General features: G+C 53.5%; 17 protein-coding genes. 9 read left to right on the plus strand and 8 right to left on the minus strand.

Annotation, left to right across the window (positions count from 1 at the left end):
* Window positions 1-39: 39 nt before the first annotated feature.
* Both NR201_RS17330 and NR201_RS17335 read right to left on the minus strand, forming a co-directional pair.
* Window positions 40-1209, minus strand: coding sequence for a cell wall metabolism sensor histidine kinase WalK (locus NR201_RS17330; RefSeq protein WP_033770228.1), 1170 nt, complete (start codon window positions 1207-1209; stop codon window positions 40-42).
* Complete coding sequence (locus tag NR201_RS17335; RefSeq protein WP_256850026.1) at window positions 1206-1904, minus strand: response regulator; 699 nt, start codon at window positions 1902-1904, stop codon at window positions 1206-1208. Before NR201_RS17335 ends, NR201_RS17330 begins: the two co-directional genes overlap by 4 nt.
* Window positions 1905-2033: 129 nt before the next feature.
* On the opposite strand from NR201_RS17335, the gene NR201_RS17340 reads away from it, so the two are divergent.
* From NR201_RS17340 to NR201_RS17350, 3 genes are all read left to right on the plus strand, one after another.
* A complete protein-coding gene (locus NR201_RS17340) occupies window positions 2034-2819 on the plus strand; it encodes a MipA/OmpV family protein (RefSeq protein ID WP_022624202.1) in 786 nt (261 codons plus the stop codon).
* Window positions 2820-2827: 8 nt separating this feature from the next.
* Entirely contained in the window at window positions 2828-2950 is a 123-nt protein-coding gene (locus tag NR201_RS17345) for a hypothetical protein (RefSeq protein WP_254920079.1), read from the plus strand.
* A 330-nt stretch (window positions 2951-3280) separates the two neighbouring features.
* A complete protein-coding gene (locus tag NR201_RS17350; protein ID WP_029519683.1) occupies window positions 3281-4231 on the plus strand; it encodes an Rpn family recombination-promoting nuclease/putative transposase in 951 nt (316 codons plus the stop codon).
* A gap of 114 nt (window positions 4232-4345) precedes the next feature.
* Here the strand turns inward: NR201_RS17350 and NR201_RS17355 are convergent, their stop codons facing one another.
* The 4 genes from NR201_RS17355 to NR201_RS17370 all read right to left on the minus strand — a co-directional run bounded on the left by NR201_RS17355 (window position 4346) and on the right by NR201_RS17370 (window position 9704).
* Window positions 4346-5224, minus strand: coding sequence for an ROK family protein (locus tag NR201_RS17355; RefSeq protein ID WP_010256830.1), 879 nt, complete (start codon window positions 5222-5224; stop codon window positions 4346-4348).
* Between the two features lie 241 nt (window positions 5225-5465).
* Window positions 5466-6749 (minus strand): beta-ketoacyl-ACP synthase II, encoded by a 1284-nt coding sequence (gene fabF, locus NR201_RS17360; protein ID WP_256850027.1) that lies wholly within the window; start codon window positions 6747-6749, stop codon window positions 5466-5468.
* A 237-nt stretch (window positions 6750-6986) separates the two neighbouring features.
* Window positions 6987-7601 (minus strand): TetR/AcrR family transcriptional regulator, encoded by a 615-nt coding sequence (locus tag NR201_RS17365; protein WP_010671991.1) that lies wholly within the window; start codon window positions 7599-7601, stop codon window positions 6987-6989.
* 144 nt (window positions 7602-7745) lie between these two features.
* A complete protein-coding gene (locus NR201_RS17370; RefSeq protein ID WP_064689854.1) occupies window positions 7746-9704 on the minus strand; it encodes a sigma-54-dependent Fis family transcriptional regulator in 1959 nt (652 codons plus the stop codon).
* 189 nt (window positions 9705-9893) lie between these two features.
* Here NR201_RS17370 and NR201_RS17375 point away from each other — a divergent pair, with 189 nt between their 5' ends.
* The 6 genes from NR201_RS17375 (at window position 9894) to NR201_RS17400 (ending at window position 15663) form a co-directional block, all read left to right on the plus strand.
* Window positions 9894-11357 (plus strand): sugar porter family MFS transporter, encoded by a 1464-nt coding sequence (locus NR201_RS17375; RefSeq protein ID WP_163763529.1) that lies wholly within the window; start codon window positions 9894-9896, stop codon window positions 11355-11357.
* Window positions 11354-12367 (plus strand): Gfo/Idh/MocA family oxidoreductase, encoded by a 1014-nt coding sequence (locus tag NR201_RS17380; protein WP_060678789.1) that lies wholly within the window; start codon window positions 11354-11356, stop codon window positions 12365-12367. Before NR201_RS17375 ends, NR201_RS17380 begins: the two co-directional genes overlap by 4 nt.
* Window positions 12367-13146, plus strand: coding sequence for a TIM barrel protein (locus NR201_RS17385; RefSeq protein WP_187508441.1), 780 nt, complete (start codon window positions 12367-12369; stop codon window positions 13144-13146). Before NR201_RS17380 ends, NR201_RS17385 begins: the two co-directional genes overlap by 1 nt.
* A gap of 68 nt (window positions 13147-13214) precedes the next feature.
* Complete coding sequence (locus tag NR201_RS17390) at window positions 13215-14135, plus strand: substrate-binding domain-containing protein (RefSeq protein ID WP_010256805.1); 921 nt, start codon at window positions 13215-13217, stop codon at window positions 14133-14135.
* A gap of 200 nt (window positions 14136-14335) precedes the next feature.
* The gene (locus tag NR201_RS17395; RefSeq protein ID WP_022624197.1) at window positions 14336-15169 is read left to right on the plus strand and encodes a winged helix-turn-helix domain-containing protein; all 834 of its coding nucleotides are present in this window, start codon (window positions 14336-14338) and stop codon (window positions 15167-15169) included.
* Window positions 15166-15663 (plus strand): FidL-like protein, encoded by a 498-nt coding sequence (locus NR201_RS17400; protein ID WP_022624196.1) that lies wholly within the window; start codon window positions 15166-15168, stop codon window positions 15661-15663. Before NR201_RS17395 ends, NR201_RS17400 begins: the two co-directional genes overlap by 4 nt.
* A 112-nt stretch (window positions 15664-15775) precedes the next feature.
* Here NR201_RS17400 and NR201_RS17405 read toward each other — a convergent pair whose 3' ends face one another.
* Both NR201_RS17405 and NR201_RS17410 read right to left on the minus strand, forming a co-directional pair.
* Window positions 15776-16210, minus strand: a complete 435-nt coding sequence (locus tag NR201_RS17405) for a DcrB-related protein (protein ID WP_010256796.1) — start codon at window positions 16208-16210, stop codon at window positions 15776-15778.
* Window positions 16203-18386 carry a peptidase domain-containing ABC transporter gene (locus NR201_RS17410; protein WP_256850028.1) on the minus strand — a complete coding sequence of 728 codons (2184 nt, stop codon included), beginning with the start codon at window positions 18384-18386 and terminating at the stop codon, window positions 16203-16205. Before NR201_RS17410 ends, NR201_RS17405 begins: the two co-directional genes overlap by 8 nt.
* Window positions 18387-18388: the final 2 nt, after the last annotated feature.

The raw sequence follows: 18388 nt of genomic DNA on the forward strand, positions 1-18388 counted from the left end.
GTTCCATGAACCATCAAGAAATGGTCAAGCCAGAACAATTTATCTCGTCGGCAGCGTTATCCCGATCAGCAGACCGCCGTCGGCGGGCAGTGTGGCGTGAAGCGACCCGCCGTGCGCCTCGACAATCGCTTTGGCAATCGACAATCCCAGACCGCTGCCGCCGGAGTGGCGGGCGCGTGAGGAGTCAGCGCGGGTAAAGCGGTCAAACAATTGCGGCAGGAAGTCCGGCTCCACACCCTGACCATAATCGCGGAAGGTCATTATGATCGCCTGATCGTTCTGGCTGGCCGTGATCAGCAACGCGCCACCGTCGGCAGCGTAGCGCATTGCATTCTCACAGATGATGGTCACTACCTGGCCCAGCCGGAAGGTATCGGCATACAGCCGCAGATCGTTGGGTGATGTCACGCTGATGGCAATCCCCGCCTGTTCTGCCTGCGGCAGAAGCCAGCCGGAGCGCTCGCGCAGTAACTCGCTGAGATTAAACCACTCGCGGTTCAGGGTAAGCTGCCCGGCATCCGCCAGCGACAAGAGATGCAGTTCGTCTGTCAGGCGACTGAGCTGCGTCAGTTGCTTCATGATCATTGCCAGCTGTTGCGGTTCGGCAGGAAAGACGCCATCCAGAATCCCCTGCAGGCGGCCCATTGCGGCCGTCAGTGGCGAGCGAAGTTCATGCGCCATCGCCACATGCGAGGTGCGCAGCTCACGCTCGTAACGCGCCAGCTGCTGCGTCATCTGATTAAAATCTTCAGTAAAACGTACCAGCTCCTGTGGGGCTTCTTTTACGATTACCGCCGATCGGCCAAATTCGCCTTTTGAAACCGCTCGCGCCGCGGTAGCCAGCTGGCTGAACTGCGCCGACAGCGGACGGGCGAAACGCAGCGCCATCAGCACCATAAACGGAATCGTTACCACGACCAGCACGATCACGGTAAGCCAGTCCGACGAGGCCAGCGACGGATCGGAGAAGTTGATGCCCCACCACTGGTCCATAATCTGATGAAAGCGCACAGGATCGCTGGCAGGGTGGTGGCGCAACCGGGTGAACTCATCCAGCAGCGCGGGCGGCATCCGGTAATAGACCCAGTACGCTTGCACTGCGAAGCGCAGCCACATACAGATGGCAATGAGCACCACGCTGCCAATCGCCAGAAACAGCACCCGGATGCAGATCCAGCGCCACAATGAAGTATGCGTATCGTTCTTCATGGCTGTCTGAACCGGTAACCGACGCTGCGCACTGCCGGTAAGACATCAGAGATGCCCGCGGCTTCCAGTTTGCGACGCAGGTTATAGACGTGGGTATCGACCACCCGCTCAAGCGCATCGCTTTCCGGCAGACAGTGCTCCAGCAGAAACAGGCGGGTAAACGGACGCGTCGGAGCGCGCATCAGGGTGACCAACAGGGAAAATTCGGTCGGTGTCAGATCGAGGCGGCGCGGTGAAGCACTGTCGCTATCGACCACTGCGGTGAGCGCCACCGGGTCCACCACTAAACCCGCCCAGCGCAGGGTTTCTGCAGCGGGTACCTGACTCTGCTGGCTACGGCGCAGTACTGCCTGAACGCGCGCCACCACTTCGCCCGGATGATAGGGTTTGACCACGTAGTCATCCGCGCCATAGCGCAGTGCGCCGATGCGGTCCGGCGCATCACCCATCGCGGTTACCATGATCACCGGGGTATCGTCACGACGTCGCAGCGCTGCCAGCACTTCAGTGCCGTTCATGCCGGGCAGCATGATATCCAGCAGGATCAGATCGGGCTGCCAGCGTCTGGTGGCATCCAGCCCGCCTGGCCCATCACCGGCAATCATGACCTCATAATTTTCACGTTTCAGGTAGGCCTCAAGTACGCCCGCCGCATCAGCATCATCTTCAATAATCAGTACACGTTTTGACTGCATTTTCGGATCACCTTGACTGTTTCTTCATAAATCCCTGGTCGTTAATTGACACTCGCCTCGCATACTCCGGCCATTGACGCGGCTCTGAACCCCTCAGCTCCGCACCTGATGTGATAATGAGGAAACGTGATGATAACCGGAAAAATAACGCTGCACATGGTCTGTTTTTCGCTGGGATTCAGTGCCGCGACTGCCATGGCTGATGAGACTACGCCGCCGCCAAGCGTCACGCTGGGCATTGCAGGTATCAATGCACCACGCTATAGCGGCGCCGATAAGCAGCACTGGCAGCTGATGCCGGTGATCCAGGCACGCGACGGGGCCTTCTTTTTAGACTCACAGAAAGGCATTGGCTATGACCTGCAGGCAGATAATGGACTGTATCTGGAACATACGCTGGGCTACGGGCTGGGCCGTTCTGACCAGAATTCATCCTGGCGAGATGGGGATGACCGGCTCAGAGGCATGGGGAACATCGACGCAACGATGAACACCGCGCTGGCGCTGGGATGGTCGGTAACGCCGTGGCTGGTGCTGGAGGGCAAAGCGACGCTGCCATTAAGTGATAGTCAGGGTGTGCAGTACCGGACTTCCGTAACCCTGATCCCCTGGCAGACCAGTGACGATACCGTGGCACTGCAGGTGGCGGGACTGTTTGGCGACGGGCGTTATATGAATACCTGGTATGGCGTTAACAGCAAGCAAAGTGCGCGCAGCGGATTTGAACGGTACGACGCCGCGGGTGGATTTTATGGCACCGATACCAGCCTGACCTGGAGCCATCAGTTCACGCCTGCCTGGGCTGCCAGTGTGATCGGTGACTACAGCTGGCTGGATAAGCATGCTTCAGATAGCCCCATCGTTGCACGGCACAACGGCGCATCGGCCACCCTGGCATTGAGCTACACCTTCTGAATGGCACCATGAAGAAAAGTGAGATGCGCAGCCACCGCCTTTTGCTTGCGGCACTGATTCTGTTGTATGTCGTGGTCTATACCCTGACAGGCGTGGCGCTTAGCCTGTTGGATGCGCCGGGACGGGGATAGGGAGCGAGCGGTATAAACAGCGTGATCGGGCTGGTTATGCCGTGACTTAAATAGAAAATTAACTTTTCGTAAAGCGGTTCAGACATTAATGGTCAGCGTTAGAAGTTTCGGGTACATCCGGATGTTTTAATTATCGCTATATAAATTGATTAAGGTGGTTAATTTAGATTGCGTCATAATGCATCTTGCTAATAAATTTTTTAAAAGAGCATTGGTGTAGTTAATCTATATGGATTGGGCAAGATTTAAATATTATAAATTAAAATGTGATCTATTAAGATAGCCTCTTCGCTGTGGTAGCAGCGCATGGAATTTACAGGGGCTGAACTGATGAAAAATAAAAATAGTGCTACACCTCATGATGCTACTTTTAGACAGTTTCTTACGCATCCGGATGTTGCCAGAGATTTTATGCAGATCCACCTTCCGGAGAAATTGCTTAAAATCTGCGATCTCACCACACTGAAGCTTGAGTCCGGATCATTTGTTGAAGACGATTTGCGTCAATACTTCAGTGACGTTTTGTACAGTCTCAGAACCTCAACCGGTGACGGATATATTCATGTTCTGATTGAACACCAATCCACCCCTGACAGGCATATGGCATTCCGCCTGATACGTTATGCGGTAGCCGCTATGCAGCGCCACCTTGAAGCTGGCCATAAAAAGCTGCCTTTAGTCATACCTGTACTGTTCTATACCGGTAAGCGCACTCCCTATCCGTGGTCGACCCGCTGGTTCGACGAATTTGATGATCCGGTAGTGGCGGAAAGCCTTTATAGAGGCGCCTTCCCGCTGGTGGACATTACGGTCATCCCGGATGATGAGATCATGACTCATCGCAGTATGGCCGCCCTGACGCTTTTGCAGAAACATATTCATCAACGCGACATTGCAAGCCTGACTGACCATCTGGTCACGCTACTCATGGCCGATTATCTTTCTTCACCCCAGGTGATGACGCTGATACACTATTTACTGCAGGCTGGTGAGTCAGCTGACTACGAAGCTTTCGTTCGCGAACTGGCACAGCGGGTGCCACAACACGGAGACGCACTGATGACCATCGCACAGCAGCTTGAACAAAAAGGGATCGAAAAAGGTCGCGCAGAAGGTATCGAGCTTGGTGAACGGCGTGGTATTGAGAAAGGTCGTACTGAAGGACAGCGTGAAGCTACCCTGAAAATTGCGCGCACTATGCTACAAAACGGCCTTGATCGTAAAACTGTCATAGAAATGACCGGCCTGACGTCAGACGATCTGGCGCAAATACGACACTAATATAAACAAGAGTAAACCCGGTCATGACCGGGTTATCGTTTTGAATACCGCACCAGATAAATCATCATAATTATCAGAAAGGTGTAACCTGCATACGTCCTGAACTACAAGCCATTATTTGTCTGGCTGACGCTGCAGGAAATTCCAGGTTGCGCCCAACATGCCGGAGTCGTTGCCGTAGGTCGCGGTATCAATGCGGATATCAAGATCATATTTTGCCAGTTGCTCTGCCAGTTCCTCGAGGAACGGTTCCCGCTCGGTAATTCCACCACCGATAAATATCATCTGCGGATCGAACACGCTGAAGAGGTTATATAAGCAGGCTGCAAGATCCTGGTAGAATTTATTCACTACCTGCTGCGCGGCTTCTTCTTTGCGATCGTATGCGTCAAAGACATCTTTACCCGTGACGTCGTCGGAAGATTTTTCGATGAGCTGGCTGTAATTCTCCCGAAGCGCCGTCATGGTACAACTCTGGCTCATGGTATGGCGTTCAATATTGCTGCTGGTGGGGCGCGAAGTCAGCAGGCAACCAAACTCGCCCGCGCGATTACGACCGCCCCGGATCAGCGCGCCGTTGCAGAAGGCCGCTCCGCCTAATCCTGTGCCGATAGTTAACATCAGAAAATCACTGAGCTTTTTTGCTTTGCCCAGCCACTGTTCAGCCAGTAAGGCGCAATGGGCGTCATTTTCGACTGTGGCAGGCAGTGAGGTTTTTTCCGTCAGCCACTGGCTCAGATGAAACTGGTCGAAGTCCCGAATGGTGCCACCCATGGCGATATATCCGGCTTCTGCATCAATATAACCGGGCGTGCTGACGGCGATGCCAGCACAGCCGGGATTTTTCTCCAGCCAGGCCAGGATCTCATCAAGTATTTTGTCGCGTGAATTATGGGAAATATCAGCACTCTCACTGGTCAGAATATTTCCCTGCTCATCAATCACGCCCATTTTTAAAGAGGTACCACCAATATCGAAAGCTGCAATCTTCATTAACGTTCTCTGAGGTTGTTTTCATCCGATTAATTGTAGTGCTGAAAGAAAAAGGGCAGGAGGGCTGGCGGAGGCAATTTTGTCAGGAAAGGTACAGATTTATAAAGCGAGTGTTGTACAGAGGGTGTTTTGATAAACCCCGGCACACAGGGAACAGCTGTGCATGATTTTTCAGGACGTCCGATGTATTACCCGCGCTAAGAGGGTGTCTGGCAGCGCGGGCTTAATCGTCACACTGCAGTCATTGCCACTTACGCAACAGGAGACTGGCGTTGACGCCGCCAAAACCAAAACCGTTCGACATGGCATAAGTCAGCGCCGTGGGACGTGCATTGAGCGCCACCAGGTCCAGATTGCCTGCGGCTTCATCGGGATGATGGAGGTTCAGCGTCGGCGGAATAAGCTGCTGCCGCAGCGCCATCAGGGTGAATATCGCCTCAACGCCGCCTGCCGCACCCAGCAGATGGCCGGTGGCGGATTTCGTTGAGGCGATCGCGACCTGCGAATCATCGCCAAACACTGCGCGAATAGCCGCCAGCTCACCGTGATCGCCAACCTGAGTTGAGGTTGCGTGTGCGTTGATATGCTGCACGTCTTCCGGGCTAATGCCCGCCTGACGCAGGGCGGTTCTCATCGCCCGTGCAGCCCCGCTGCCATCCTCCGGACCCGCGGTTAAATGGTATGCATCGGCGCTGGTGCCATAGCCGACAATCTCCGCCAGCGGTGTCGCGCCGCGTGCTTCGGCATGGGCCAGTGACTCAATCACCAGCAGGCCTGCACCTTCGGCCATCACAAAGCCGTTTCTGTCACGATCAAACGGACGTGAGGCATGGTGCGGCTGATCTTCATAGCCCACACATAGCGCACGTGCAGCCGCGAAACAGCCCAGCGTGACGCGATCAAGCGCCGCTTCTGTGCCGCCACAAATAGCAATGTCCGCTTCACCGCTTCTGATCAACCTGGCTGCATCACCAATTGCCTGAACTCCCGCCGCACAGGCGGTAACGGGCGCACCCAGCGGGCCGGTGAAGCCGTGTTTGATCGAGACATGACCCGCGGCCATGTTGGCCAGAAACGAAGGTGCTGTAAAGGGTGAGAGCCTGCGCGGGCCGCGTGCATCGGTGGTGCGCACCGCGTCGGCAATGGCACCAAAGCCGCCGACGCCTGAAGCAATAATCGTCGCGGTACGTTCACGCGTCGCCTCATCTTCAGGATGCCAGGCTGCCTGATTCAGCGCTTCTTCTGCTGCCAGCAGCGCGAATTCTATAAAGCGCGACATCTTTTTACGCTCTTTCGGCGCAATGAACGCTTCGGGGTCGTAACCTGCCAGCGGATCTTCATCGATGCCCGGCACGCTGCCACCTACTGAAATACCGGTGCCAGCAGTAAGCGTATCGGGAAGGGTACGTATACCTGATTCTCCAGCCGTTAATCGCTGCCAGACGGTTTCAACGCCACAACCCAGTGGCGAAACGATGCCCGCGCCGGTAATGACAATGCGTTGTGATGAGGCTAAGTGACTCATTGGATTACTCCCGTAGAGAGTCCGGACAGTGATTGAAATGCTGCCGCAGACAATGGATACACGCCTTGAGCGCGGAAGGTGAGACCCTGCGTAGAATGGTGCGATGGACGAACGCAGGGATGGAATAGAGCAGAGAGAGATAAGCTTAGCAGCATCAGAATCCTGAGCGATAACCAGACAGAGTGCTATCGTTGCTCTTGTGACTAAATAAGTCAATAGTCACATCATGCGCATTGTTCAGGGCGCAAGGCTACGTAACACCAGCGCTGCCAGTTGTGCAGAGGCTTCTTCAGCGTCATCAAGGCTGTACTGCAGCAGTACCGGACTGGCGTAGGGTTTGATCACCCGATAGATTGCCTCCGCCGCTTCGTCAGCCGGGGTTTTACGCTCAAACTCACCTGCTTCACGCCCCCGGCGCAGGATCTGCTGAATCAGGCTGAGCAGTCGTTCTTCATGCGCCATCGCCGACGGCCAGCGGTCACGCGACGCGACGGCAGCAATATCATAGAGTTTACGTTCGTGAAAAAAGAGTTCAGTGCCGGTGACGGAAAGCGTGCGGAACAGTCGCCGCAGTTGTTCCGATGCTCCAGGCGCATCGGCGATAGCGACTTCGACGTGCTGCATAATCATCGCAAGCCGGGTGGAGCAAATCACTTCGCCAATCGCCTGTTTTGATTCAAAAAATTTGTAGATATACGCTTTGGAAAAGCCGATAGCACGGGCGAGATCGGAGACGGTGGTTTTTTCGTAACCATAATGCGCGAAGTGCTGCATGGCAGCATCGACAATCTGGTCACGCACATTGTGCCCGGCCGGGCCGCGTGTGCCATTTTCCGTTACGGATTGAGTCATTGTCAGAACCTGGCAGATCAAAGGTGGGTGAAAAAATTCAGTGACCACTGTTAAGGGTGGTCACATTTTAGGCCCTGTTGCGATCAAAAGCCATATTTTGAACGGGCTTAATGTATGCTGGTGTTGCTGAGTGCCACCAGCCGGTTATTGGCGCAGCGTATCTATAGAGATATTCCACTGATTGAGCTTGTTATAGAGCGCCGTGCGAGAAATGCCCAGTAGCTTAGCGGACTGCCGCAGATTACCCCCCTGCGCGCGAAGGGTCTGCAGGATGCAGGCTCGTTCATTATCCTGCAACAGGCTGCTGGCCGCTGGTCTGTTTTCGGCTGCGCGCGTCACCATCGCTGGCGGCAAATCGGCAAGGTCGATGATGCTGCTCTGGCAAAGATTAACGATCCGCTCGACCAGATTTTCCAGCTCGCGCACGTTGCCGGGCCAGTGCCATGCCTGCAGGGCGTTCATTGCTTCAATGCTCACCTGCGGAGGCGTTTTATTCAGCCGCTGACACAGGGCGTGAATGAAGGTATTCACCAGATCAGGAATGTCGCTTTGGCGTTCACGCAGGGCAGGGATGGTCAGGGAGATAACATTGAGGCGATAGAACAGGTCACGGCGGAAAGCACCCTGTTCCACTGCACTGAGCAGATCGCAATGGGTTGCCGCCACGATGCGGACATCCACTTTCAGCGGATGCGCCGCTCCGATGCGCAGCACCTCACTCTCCTGCAGCACGCGTAGCAGGCTGGTCTGTGCCTCCAGTGGCATTTCGCCAATCTCATCCAGAAACAGCGTGCCACCGTCGGCCAGCTCAAATTTACCTGCCGAACCGCCGCGCCGTGAGCCGGTGAACGCGCCATCGACGTAGCCGAATAGCTCACTCTGCACCAGGTCACGCGGCAGTGCGCCGCAGTTAACCGCGACAAAGGACTCATGCGCCCGGCTGCTGGCATTGTGGATCGCCTGAGCAAACAGCTCTTTACCGGTTCCGCTTTCACCGGTCAGCAGAACGGTACTGTCACTGCGACTGCTGGCGCGGGCATCCTGAAGAGCCTTCTGCAGCGTGGGTGCCTGACCACGAATCATCTCAAAGGTATAGCTGGCGCTGACGCCGAGCACACGACGGGTAATGGCACGGATGCGCTGATTTTCCCGCAGCGACAGGATGCGACCGCCGTCCGGGGCCGGCATCAGCGAGACCAGGCATGAAACACTGGGTCTGCCATCGGGGCGGAACACCATCTCGCGGTCATTACAGCAGGGCAGTGTGAGCAATGAACCGGACTGGGGCTGCAGCACCTGATCGATCAGGGCGTTGTCGGTATCAATACCGGCAAAGATCTGACGAGCGTAGCGGTTCAGGGTTTTGATGCGCCCGTCGCGGTCGCAGACCACAACGCCCTCATTCAGGGTCTCCAGTATCGACTGCTGCTCGGCCAGCAGACGGCGTAAGGTGAGTTGCTGGCCAATTGCCTCTGCGGCAGCCTGCACGGTGCCCAGCGTATGGGCACTGAAATTGTCAGGCGTGGCGGTCAGCGTCAGTACGCCGGTCATACGACCGCTGGCATCACGGATAGGAGCTGCGGCGCACTGCCGGTTACGTTCACGCAGCGCGATTTTCCAGTTTTCTCCGCTGAGTACATAGACCAGCCGCTGCTCGCGCAGGCAGCGCGCGGTGCAGTTGGTGCCGAGCACCTCCTCACGCAGGATGCTGCCGACCGGAGTCAGGTCGCTGCCGCAAAAACTCAGTACAATGCCTTGCGCATCTGTAAGATTGATATGACCGTCGGGATTGTAAGCCAGCAGGTTCTCCATCACGCTATGCGCCACAGTAATCAGCTCACTGTTATGACGCAGAACGGCGGCCAGCTCCGTTGGATCGGAGGCACTGTACTCAAAAGATACCGGATCGATGCCATGTTCGTGCGAGCGGTTCCATGACTGCAAAATACTGCGGCGGATCCAGCGCGGCTGTTCACCCTGGCTAAATGCCTGCCAGCCCCGGGCAAACCGAGCTTCCCACTGTGCCGCATCACCGCCTTCCGGCAGGCTGAATATGGCATCGCTCTCTTCTTTATTAGGCAGCAAATCATGCAGAGATTGCATTTCACTCTCCCGTGGTCGATGGAATGTCCATTTTAATGACATGTTAAGTTGACATGTAAATTTTATTTTCAATCAGGACGCGCCATCTGCGAGCGCGTTCACATAAAAGCCCGCTTTAAAACTGGCATCCACTTTGCAACGCTGACATTAACTCTCACCTGTCAAAAACAATGGGAAAGTTAAGGTGTTATGCGTAAACATAATCTGAAGTTGTTGCTGTTCATCTGTTCCATCGCCTCATTGAGCGGGGTGATCCTCGGTTATGACGCCTCAGTGATTTCCGGCGTTATTGAGCCATTAACGGAACACCTTGCGCTAACGCCGTGGCAAAGTGGATGGGCTGTTTCAAATGTCATTCTCGGCTGTATCGTCGGCGCTGGCTGTGTCGGCGCGATCTCAGATCGGATCGGGCGTAAACCTACACTGGTGATCACCGCGCTGTTGTTTGCCGTGTCTGCGGTGGGTTCTGCGCTGGCAGATTCACTAACCGGGTTTGTGATTTACCGGCTGGTGGGTGGCCTGGCGGTCGGGATGGCGTCGGCAATTACGCCGCTCTATATCGCAGAGGTCTCACCTAAGGACTGGCGAGGGCGCATGCTTGGGCTGCAGCAGATGCTGATGGTTGGCGGTCAGGTCACGGTCTATGTGGTGAATTACCTGATTGCACGCGGTATGCCCCATGCCTGGATAGTCAGTGAAGGCTGGCGCTGGATGCTGGCGTCGGGTGTGGTGCCTTGCCTGCTGTTTCTGGCACTGGTGCCCTTTATGCCGGAATCACCACGCTGGCTGGCGTTAAACGGCAAGCGTGAACGCGCGCTGGCAGTGCTGACCCGGCTTTCGACGCCTGAACATGCGCGGCGTCTGCTGGCAGAAATCAGTGCGCCGGACGCGGATTCTGTTACCCGTCAGCAGGGAACCCGTCTGCTCCGCGACGCCAGAATGCGTTACATCCTGTTGATCGGCTGCGCGATTGCAATTCTGCAGCAGGTTTCGGGCATCAACATCCTGCTGTATTACGCACCGTCGCTGCTGCAGAACATCTCACCGGATACACAGACCTCCCTCTATCACAGCATTTTCCTCGGACTGGCGCTACTGGTCGGAGTAGCGTTTTGTCTGAACGCAGTGGATCGCTGGGGACGGACGCGTCTGCTGCGCTGGGGAGCGCTGGGTTGCGCTGTCAGCCTGGTGATTACGGCCTGGGCCTTTATAGCGCAGATCGGTGGCCTGCTGCCGGTCGTGGGCCTGGTGGCGTTCGTACTGATTTTTGGTATGTCATGGAGTCTGGGTGCCTGGCTACTGATCTCTGAAATATTTCCCAACCGGATTCGTGCCGTCGCGATGGGCTACGCCTTTTCTTCGATGTATCTCGCCAATTTCATCGTTACTCAGACTTTCCCGATGATGAACCGTAGCCGTTTGCTGATGGATCACTTCCATGGTGCTTTTCCACTGATGCTCTGCGCCGCTGGCTCCCTGGTGGCCTTCTGGTTTGTAAAACGTTTTCTGCCTGAAACCCGAGGCATCTCACTGGAGCACATCGAGCCGCTGATGCTTTCAAAATCCCGTCGTTTTGCCGCCAAAGCGCAGGCGACATCCGGACACCCTATTCAGCCTGACTGGGCTGACAACAAAAAACAGGAGCAGTTATGAACCTTAAAACAGTACGAGTGGGATTGATCGGTGCTGGCCGCATGGGCAGTTTTCATGCAGAGAATCTGGCGCTGCGGGTGCCTGGGGCACGGCTGACAGCGGTCGCCGACCTGCAACCCGGCGCAGCGCAGCAACTGGCAGACCGGCTGGGGGTGGAGAAAGCCTATACCGATATCCAGGCGTTACTCAATGACAGCGAAATCGATGCCGTTGCTATTGCTACGCCGGCTCGCACTCACGCCGAACTGGTGATCGCTGCAGCCCGGGCTGGCAAGCACGTGTTCTGCGAAAAACCGATGGCGGTAACGCTGGATGAGGCAGATCGGGCTATTGCCGCCGCACAGGATGCGGGCGTTGTGTTGCAGGTCGGCTTCAATCGTCGATTCAGTGCAGGCTTCGCCGCAGCTATTGAAGCTGTCAGAGCAGGCACCAATGGCACCACCCAGCTAAGCCGTTCGGTGACACGCGACCCTGGCCTGCGCGATCCGGCCCCGATCCCGCAGTGGACCATCTTCCTTGAAACCTTAATCCATGACTTCGACACCCTGCTGCACTTCAATCCGGGTTCCCGGCCGGTTGAGGTCTATGCGCTGGCTGATGCGCTGGTGCGTCCCGATTTTAAAGATAAGGGATTACTTGATACCGCGGTGGTGACCATCCGCTTTGATAACGGTGCCATTGCCACTGCGGAAGCCAACTTCCAGGCAGTTTACGGTTATGACGTTCGCGGTGAGGTCTTTGGCAGTAAAGGTATGCTGCAGGCGGGCAACATCAATCAGGACAACTGTGTGCGCTATCACGCCGAGGGTATTGCCATCGCAACGTCTCGAATGGATACCGATCTGCTGCGTGAGGCCTATGTTGCTGAAATGGCAGAATTCGCCCGCGCGATTCTGCACGGTGACACGCCGCGCGCTACTGGCACTGATGCGCGTAACGCGCTGGAAATTGCGCTGGCCTGTATTGAATCGGTGCAGCAACGCAAACCCATTCTGTTGGGAGAACGCTAATGGCCGGTTATCAGCTTTCAGTCTGTGCGGAGATGGTGTTTCTCGAACTGCCTTTTATCGCGCGTGTTGAGCGGATTCATGCGCTGGGATTTGGCGTGGAGATCTGGAACTGGGCCAACAAAGATATCGACGCGCTGGTGGCGACAGGTGCGCGTTTTACCTCCATGACCGGCTACCTCAACGGTAACCTGACTGATGATGATGAGATTGCAGAGTTGCTGCATAGCGCAGAAACCTCACTGGCGATTGCAGATCGTCTGAACTGCCCGAGCCTGAATCTGCATGGCACCGGGCTGGATGCTCACGGCCAGGCGGTTCGTCCGGTTGAGGTGGTTACCGGTGAGATGTGGCTTAAAGCGGCCGACACCCTGCGGCGTGTCGCTGCGCTCGGCGAGCAGGCCGGGCGGGTATTTACTCTCGAAAACCTGAATCTGGCAGTTGATCATCCGGGTACGCCATTCGCACGGGCTGCCGATACGCTGGCGCTGGTCGAAGCGGTCAACAGCCCGGCACTGAAGATGAATCTGGACCTCTATCACGCCCAGATTGGAGAGGGCAACCTGATAGAGCTGATACGACGCTGCGGCCCCGCTGTCGGTGAAATCCAGGTGGCTGATGTGCCGGGGCGCATGCAGCCTGGCACCGGGGAAATTAACTATCGCGCCATTGCCCGTGCGCTGGAGCAGGTCGGCTATTGCGGCGTCGTTGCGCTGGAGGGCTGGGCCGAAGGCGACAGCGAAACAGCCCTGGCACAGTTCCGCGATCACTTTACGTTGTGAGCTCTGCCGCCGGGTATTTGCCTGTTGCCCGGCGGTTCTATCAATAATAAACCCTACAGGATTACGCGATGAAAACCAAAATGTTAGCACTGCTGCTCAGCCTGATGATCAGCGTTACCGCCTGGGCTAAAACACCTAAAATTGGTGTCGCACTGGCTAATTTCGATCTTAACTTCGTATCGATTCTGCGGACGCAGATGGTGGATGAGATAAAAGCGCTGAAAATGGATGGGCAGTTCGTCGATGCCAAAGGGGATGTAGCTCTTCAGGTACAGCAGGTTGAAGACTTTATCAATCAGGGCGTGGATGCCATTATTCTCAACCCGGTCGATACACAGGGCGTACTGCCGATGGTGAAAGCGGCAGAAGCGGCGGGCATTCCGCTGGTGTTTGTTAACCGTAAACCGGAAGTGAAATTACCGTCCAGTATGGCCTATGTCGGTTCTGACTCTGCCCTGGGGGGTGAGATGCAGATGGAAGCGCTGGCAAAACAGATGAACTATCGGGGCAATGTCGCCATTTTAATGGGCGCATTATCAAATGAAGAAGCGCGGGAACGGACGCGTGCCGTTGAAGCGGTGATCGCTAAATATAAGCAGATGGCGGTAATCGAAAAACAGACTGCACGCTGGCAGCGTAATGAAGCGGTAGACGTAGTTTCGGGCTGGCTGCTTAATCAGCGACCGATCGATGCAATCGCCGCCAATAATGATGAAATGGCTATCGGGGCTATTATGGCGCTGAATCAGGCGAAAAACAGCCACATTCTGGTTGCCGGGATCGATGGCACGCCTGATGGTCAGCAGTTCGTCAAAAATGGAAAGATGACGCTGACTATTTTCCAGGATGCGAAAGGGCAGGCGACAGGCGCTGTGAAAGTCGTGAAAGCGTTACTGGATAAACAGAAAGTCGAATCACTGAACTGGATCCCCTATAAAACCATTACACAAAGTAATTATGCGGAGTTTGCTGCCGCTAATCAGCCATAAAAATTGCCGCTAACTTTATGATTCTTCGTCGTTTCTTAAATTATTAGCCAGCTGCCGGGCAGTGACGCACTCTGCCCGGCCCGTTCTGCTGGCTAATCTGTAAAAATTTCCTTAATCGCCTGATTAACGCGTCTGTAGTGCTTCTTCATATAAGCTGAATTATACTGTCGATAAATGAGCGGAAATTCAGTGATTTCTTAATGATTTACATAATCGATGATCAGGTTTCTTACAATTCTGATGACTGCACGCTTAGCCACATTCCTACTCAGGAATCGCTGAGCCTAAGTATTTCTTCAGGTCGGCTTTTTGAACAGTTACTGAATTCCGGAGGAGAAATACTGGCGCGTGATACGTTGCTGACCGAGGTCTGGGATAAATATGGCCTGCGTGGTTCGAATAGTAATCTGAATCAATATCTGAGTATTGTGCGCAGGGCGCTCGCGGCTTATGGTTGTGAAAATCTGATTATCACCATCCCGAAAATTGGTATACGCCTGAATACCGATATTAAAATTGAACGTCAATCAGCCCCGGTCATGGGGGTGACGGAAGTTTTAACTGATGACATATCGGAAGGAAGTATAACTGAAGGGTCTGCTGAAAACGTTGTCCTGCCTGCCACTCCGCCCGGTAATCAGCTGCCAGCTACGTCCGTTAACGTCACCCGGCGATATTGGTTTGCTTCTGTTGCTCTGATATTGCTGGGCATGGTGCTCTGGTATTTCACGGTATCTCGTCCTGACGAGCAAATTATTCCAATGAGTGCCATTAAACTTGAAGGTGGCTGCGAAGCAGTATTATTGCAGGGTCTGGATGAGGTTGAACGACAGGCATTGGGTAAGCAAATAGTGCAAATTCTAAGGGAAAATAATCAAACCTGCGATGCGGGTCACCGGATTATTTTTGATAAAAACACCTCTTTTACTACTAAGAATTTCGGAAGAACAATTCTTTCATCGTGTAAAATTAATAGCGATGGTCATATCATCTCATGCGACAATTTTTATTATCTTGACTGGAGAATGGGATGAAGCGGAGCATTGGTATTAATATTATCTTCATGCTGGCTGCGCTATTAATGGTGACTTTTGCAGGGGTTTATTACTTAACACATCAGGCCAAAGATTTTCCTTTTCGATGCTCAGCGTTTAGCCGTTACGATCTCAGTCGTAATGATGATAAAAGAATTGAGTTCGCTGTTGCCCAGGATTTACGTTTTGATAAAAAGGATTCAGGCTATCTGTTGCTGAATGGGCAGGCAACGAGCAATGACGGTGTTACTATTCTTAACAGAAGGGTTGCATTAATCAATGGCGCTAAAATTTCCGATGATACTTACCGGTATCAGATCAGCAAAGTTGTCACTTCGAATACTGATACTACCCCTGATGTCATCTTTAATAAGTTGTTAGCAGAGATCACGCTGGATCCAACGCATCTGCAGTTGGATGTCGATAAGATTGATAAAAATACCTATATTATCGGTGGGCCGATCTCCTATCTCTTTACCTGCCAGCGTTACTAAGCTCTGTAAACGGCTAATTTAGCGGTGTTCAGAATGCATGAAACCGGGAAGGGTTTATCCTGCCCGGTTTTTCTTTTAACGTTATGTCGTCAGGCTTTGCTGAGGAAAAGTATCAGGGCCAGCTCTGGAAACTCTTCAGGATATTATTAAACAGCTGAATTTCTTCATCGGTCAGGGGGGCAGCCTTTGACAAAGAGAAAATTAATACATCCTCCAGGTTTAAGGTGAAAATCGCCTGCTTTTGATAAAGCCGGATATTATCCGGGCGCAGAAAATCATAAGTAATCATGATGCCTGTGCTCAGATTATCGCCCAACACCACGGGTTGATTTGCCTGCTGCTGCCAGTCTTTCATTTGTCTCTGCAGAATAGCAAGCTGACTGCTGATATATTCTTCTGGATTGTTGTGATTGGCCAGTTTATCACGAGAAATAGTGACGGGTGGCATCGCTGAACGGGGATCCGCCAGCGTGTTCAGGGTTCGCTCGCAGTAGCCTTCCGGTAAAGTAATCATACCTTCGCTAAACCGACAAATATTTTTATCCATGTGTAATCTCCATTTCTTTAGTTTTTTCTGTCTGGCCAAATAACTGCTCTGCGGTAACTTCACTGAGCGTACCGTTATTTAACAGGACGATTTTATCTGCACTTATTATGGTTTCCGGGCGATGTGCAATCATGATTCGGGTGATTTTCATTTGCTTTATTGCATTGTTGATCTGCGCTTCGTTATAGATATCCAGATGACTGGTTGCTTCGTCCAGTACCAGTATTTTTGGTTCGCGGTAGAGGGCGCGAGCTAGCAGAATACGCTGCAGCTGCCCGCCAGAGAGAAACGATCCCATATCACCGACAAGGCTTTGATAGTTCATCGGCATTTTCATGATATCGCCGTGAATTTGCGCCAGGCGTGCTACACGGGTAATTTTTGCGTGGTCAGGATTATTATCAAAGAAGCTAATATTTTCACTGATCGAGCCTGAGAACAGGATGTCATCCTGCATAACACAGCCGATACGGTTACGATGGTGTTCAAGTCCTGTCTGGGTAATGTCCATTCCGCCCACGGTGATTGTTCCACCTTCCGGGTGCAGCAGACCCAGAATGATTTTGGCCATGGTGGTCTTTCCCTGACCTGAAGGGCCGACAATCGCAACGCTTTCGCCAGCCTTAATTTCCAGACTGGCACCATTTACTACCCAGGGTTCGGTAGGTGCATAGCGGAAGCGGATATCCGTTAGTTTGATATCCTGCGGCGTTTCTGTCTCATCATGCGTATCTTTACTCACCAGTACCGGACTGGCTTCTGAGCTGACTTCAGTTTCTGACAACACGATATCGGCCAGTCGTTCACCATGCATACGCAGCATTCTGAAGTCGATTACGGCGTTGATCAGACCTGCACCGCGGCTCATAAACTGATCGGAGAAGCTAATAAAGGCGGTAAGCATACCTGCAGAGAAGTTGCCATCCAGTACTTGCAGCGCAGCCAGCCAGACCAGTACGACCCTGCCTACAGAAGTGAGCAATCCCTGGGCGGAACCAAACAAAATGTTAAGCTTCTGAATCACAATGCCTTTGTTGGTCGTATCCACCAGGAAATTCATGTAGGCGGAGAGACGAGGCACCTGCTTGTTATTGGTTTTTACCGCCTGGATACCGCGAAGCGTTTCCAGTAATGAAGATTGCGTGCGGGCTGAACTGATGATTTGCTCTTCGTTGGCGCGGCGAACAGGATCATAAGCCAAGAAGCGTAACAGTGCATAGGCGACAAAAAGGCCAATTACCAGCCAGGCAAGCTTAGCGTTATAGATAAACAGCATCACTACTGTCACGATCGACATTACCCCATCCAGTACAGTACTAATGAAGCGGCTGGTCAGCGTACTTTGGATGGTGTTCAGCGAGCCATAGCGGGACAGAATGTCACCAACGTGACGGGATTCGAACCATTCAAGTGGCAGCTTTAACATATGGTGACAGACATTGACCGTCCACTGCACGCTGAGCTGGCTTGAGAACCAGCTCATCACCCATGAGCGCAGCGCTGTAATCATGGTCTGAAACAACGCAATCATGATAAAGCCGATCCCGAGCAAGGAGAGTAGTGAGTAATCTGCGGAGACCAGCACCATATCCATCACCCACTGCATAAAGAAGGGGGAGAGTACGCCGAAAAGCTCCAGAGCGATGGACAGGATAAGCACCTGGGCAAAGGCAGATTTCACCCCTGTCACACTGCCCACCAGCTTCATCATCGAGATGCTTTCTTTTTCTTTTTTGACCTCAAAAGTGGAGGAGGGAACCAGCTCCAGTGCAACGCCGGTGAACGCCGGTGATGCTTCTTTAAAGGTCAGTTCCCGAATGCCGCGTGCAGGATCGTGAAGCGTGATCTTATTGCCGCGCACTTTTTTTAGCACAACGAAATGGTTCAATTCCCAGTGCAGAATGCAGGGCATGCGTAATTTAGACAGCTCTTCCATATCAACGCGTAACGCACGGGAACTCATATTGAGTTGTTGTGCCATGGCAATGACATCACTAAGTGTTGCACCCTTAAGCGACGTTGCGAACCTGCGACGCAGGGTGATCATGTCGATTTCATGACCGTGATAATTGGCAATCATCCCCAGACAAGCAAGACCACATTCCGTCGCCTGTGACTGACGAATCATCGGCAGGCGGTTAAACCATTTAAAATTGAGTTTCTCTAATAACAACACAG

This window comes from Pantoea sp. Fr-CA_6, from assembly GCF_024520895.1.
Lineage (GTDB): Bacteria > Pseudomonadota > Gammaproteobacteria > Enterobacterales > Enterobacteriaceae > Pantoea > Pantoea agglomerans.

Bases quoted from the DNA above. Each gene is read 5' to 3' on its own strand.
- NR201_RS17390 (WP_010256805.1), top strand. From the start codon at position 13,215: ATGAAAACCAAAATGTTAGCACTGCTGCTCAGCCTGATGATCAGCGTT.
- NR201_RS17385 (WP_187508441.1), top strand. From the start codon at position 12,367: ATGGCCGGTTATCAGCTTTCAGTCTGTGCGGAGATGGTGTTTCTCGAA.
- NR201_RS17375 (WP_163763529.1), top strand. From the start codon at position 9,894: ATGCGTAAACATAATCTGAAGTTGTTGCTGTTCATCTGTTCCATCGCC.
- NR201_RS17345 (WP_254920079.1), top strand. From the start codon at position 2,828: ATGAAGAAAAGTGAGATGCGCAGCCACCGCCTTTTGCTTGCGGCACTG.
- NR201_RS17370 (WP_064689854.1), bottom strand. From the start codon at position 9,704: ATGCAATCTCTGCATGATTTGCTGCCTAATAAAGAAGAGAGCGATGCC.
- NR201_RS17395 (WP_022624197.1), top strand. From the start codon at position 14,336: ATGATTTACATAATCGATGATCAGGTTTCTTACAATTCTGATGACTGC.
- NR201_RS17365 (WP_010671991.1), bottom strand. From the start codon at position 7,601: ATGACTCAATCCGTAACGGAAAATGGCACACGCGGCCCGGCCGGGCAC.
- NR201_RS17355 (WP_010256830.1), bottom strand. From the start codon at position 5,224: ATGAAGATTGCAGCTTTCGATATTGGTGGTACCTCTTTAAAAATGGGC.
- NR201_RS17335 (WP_256850026.1), bottom strand. From the start codon at position 1,904: ATGCAGTCAAAACGTGTACTGATTATTGAAGATGATGCTGATGCGGCG.
- NR201_RS17380 (WP_060678789.1), top strand. From the start codon at position 11,354: ATGAACCTTAAAACAGTACGAGTGGGATTGATCGGTGCTGGCCGCATG.
- NR201_RS17340 (WP_022624202.1), top strand. From the start codon at position 2,034: ATGATAACCGGAAAAATAACGCTGCACATGGTCTGTTTTTCGCTGGGA.
- fabF (WP_256850027.1), bottom strand. From the start codon at position 6,749: ATGAGTCACTTAGCCTCATCACAACGCATTGTCATTACCGGCGCGGGC.
- NR201_RS17350 (WP_029519683.1), top strand. From the start codon at position 3,281: ATGAAAAATAAAAATAGTGCTACACCTCATGATGCTACTTTTAGACAG.
- NR201_RS17405 (WP_010256796.1), bottom strand. From the start codon at position 16,210: ATGGATAAAAATATTTGTCGGTTTAGCGAAGGTATGATTACTTTACCG.
- NR201_RS17400 (WP_022624196.1), top strand. From the start codon at position 15,166: ATGAAGCGGAGCATTGGTATTAATATTATCTTCATGCTGGCTGCGCTA.
- NR201_RS17330 (WP_033770228.1), bottom strand. From the start codon at position 1,209: ATGAAGAACGATACGCATACTTCATTGTGGCGCTGGATCTGCATCCGG.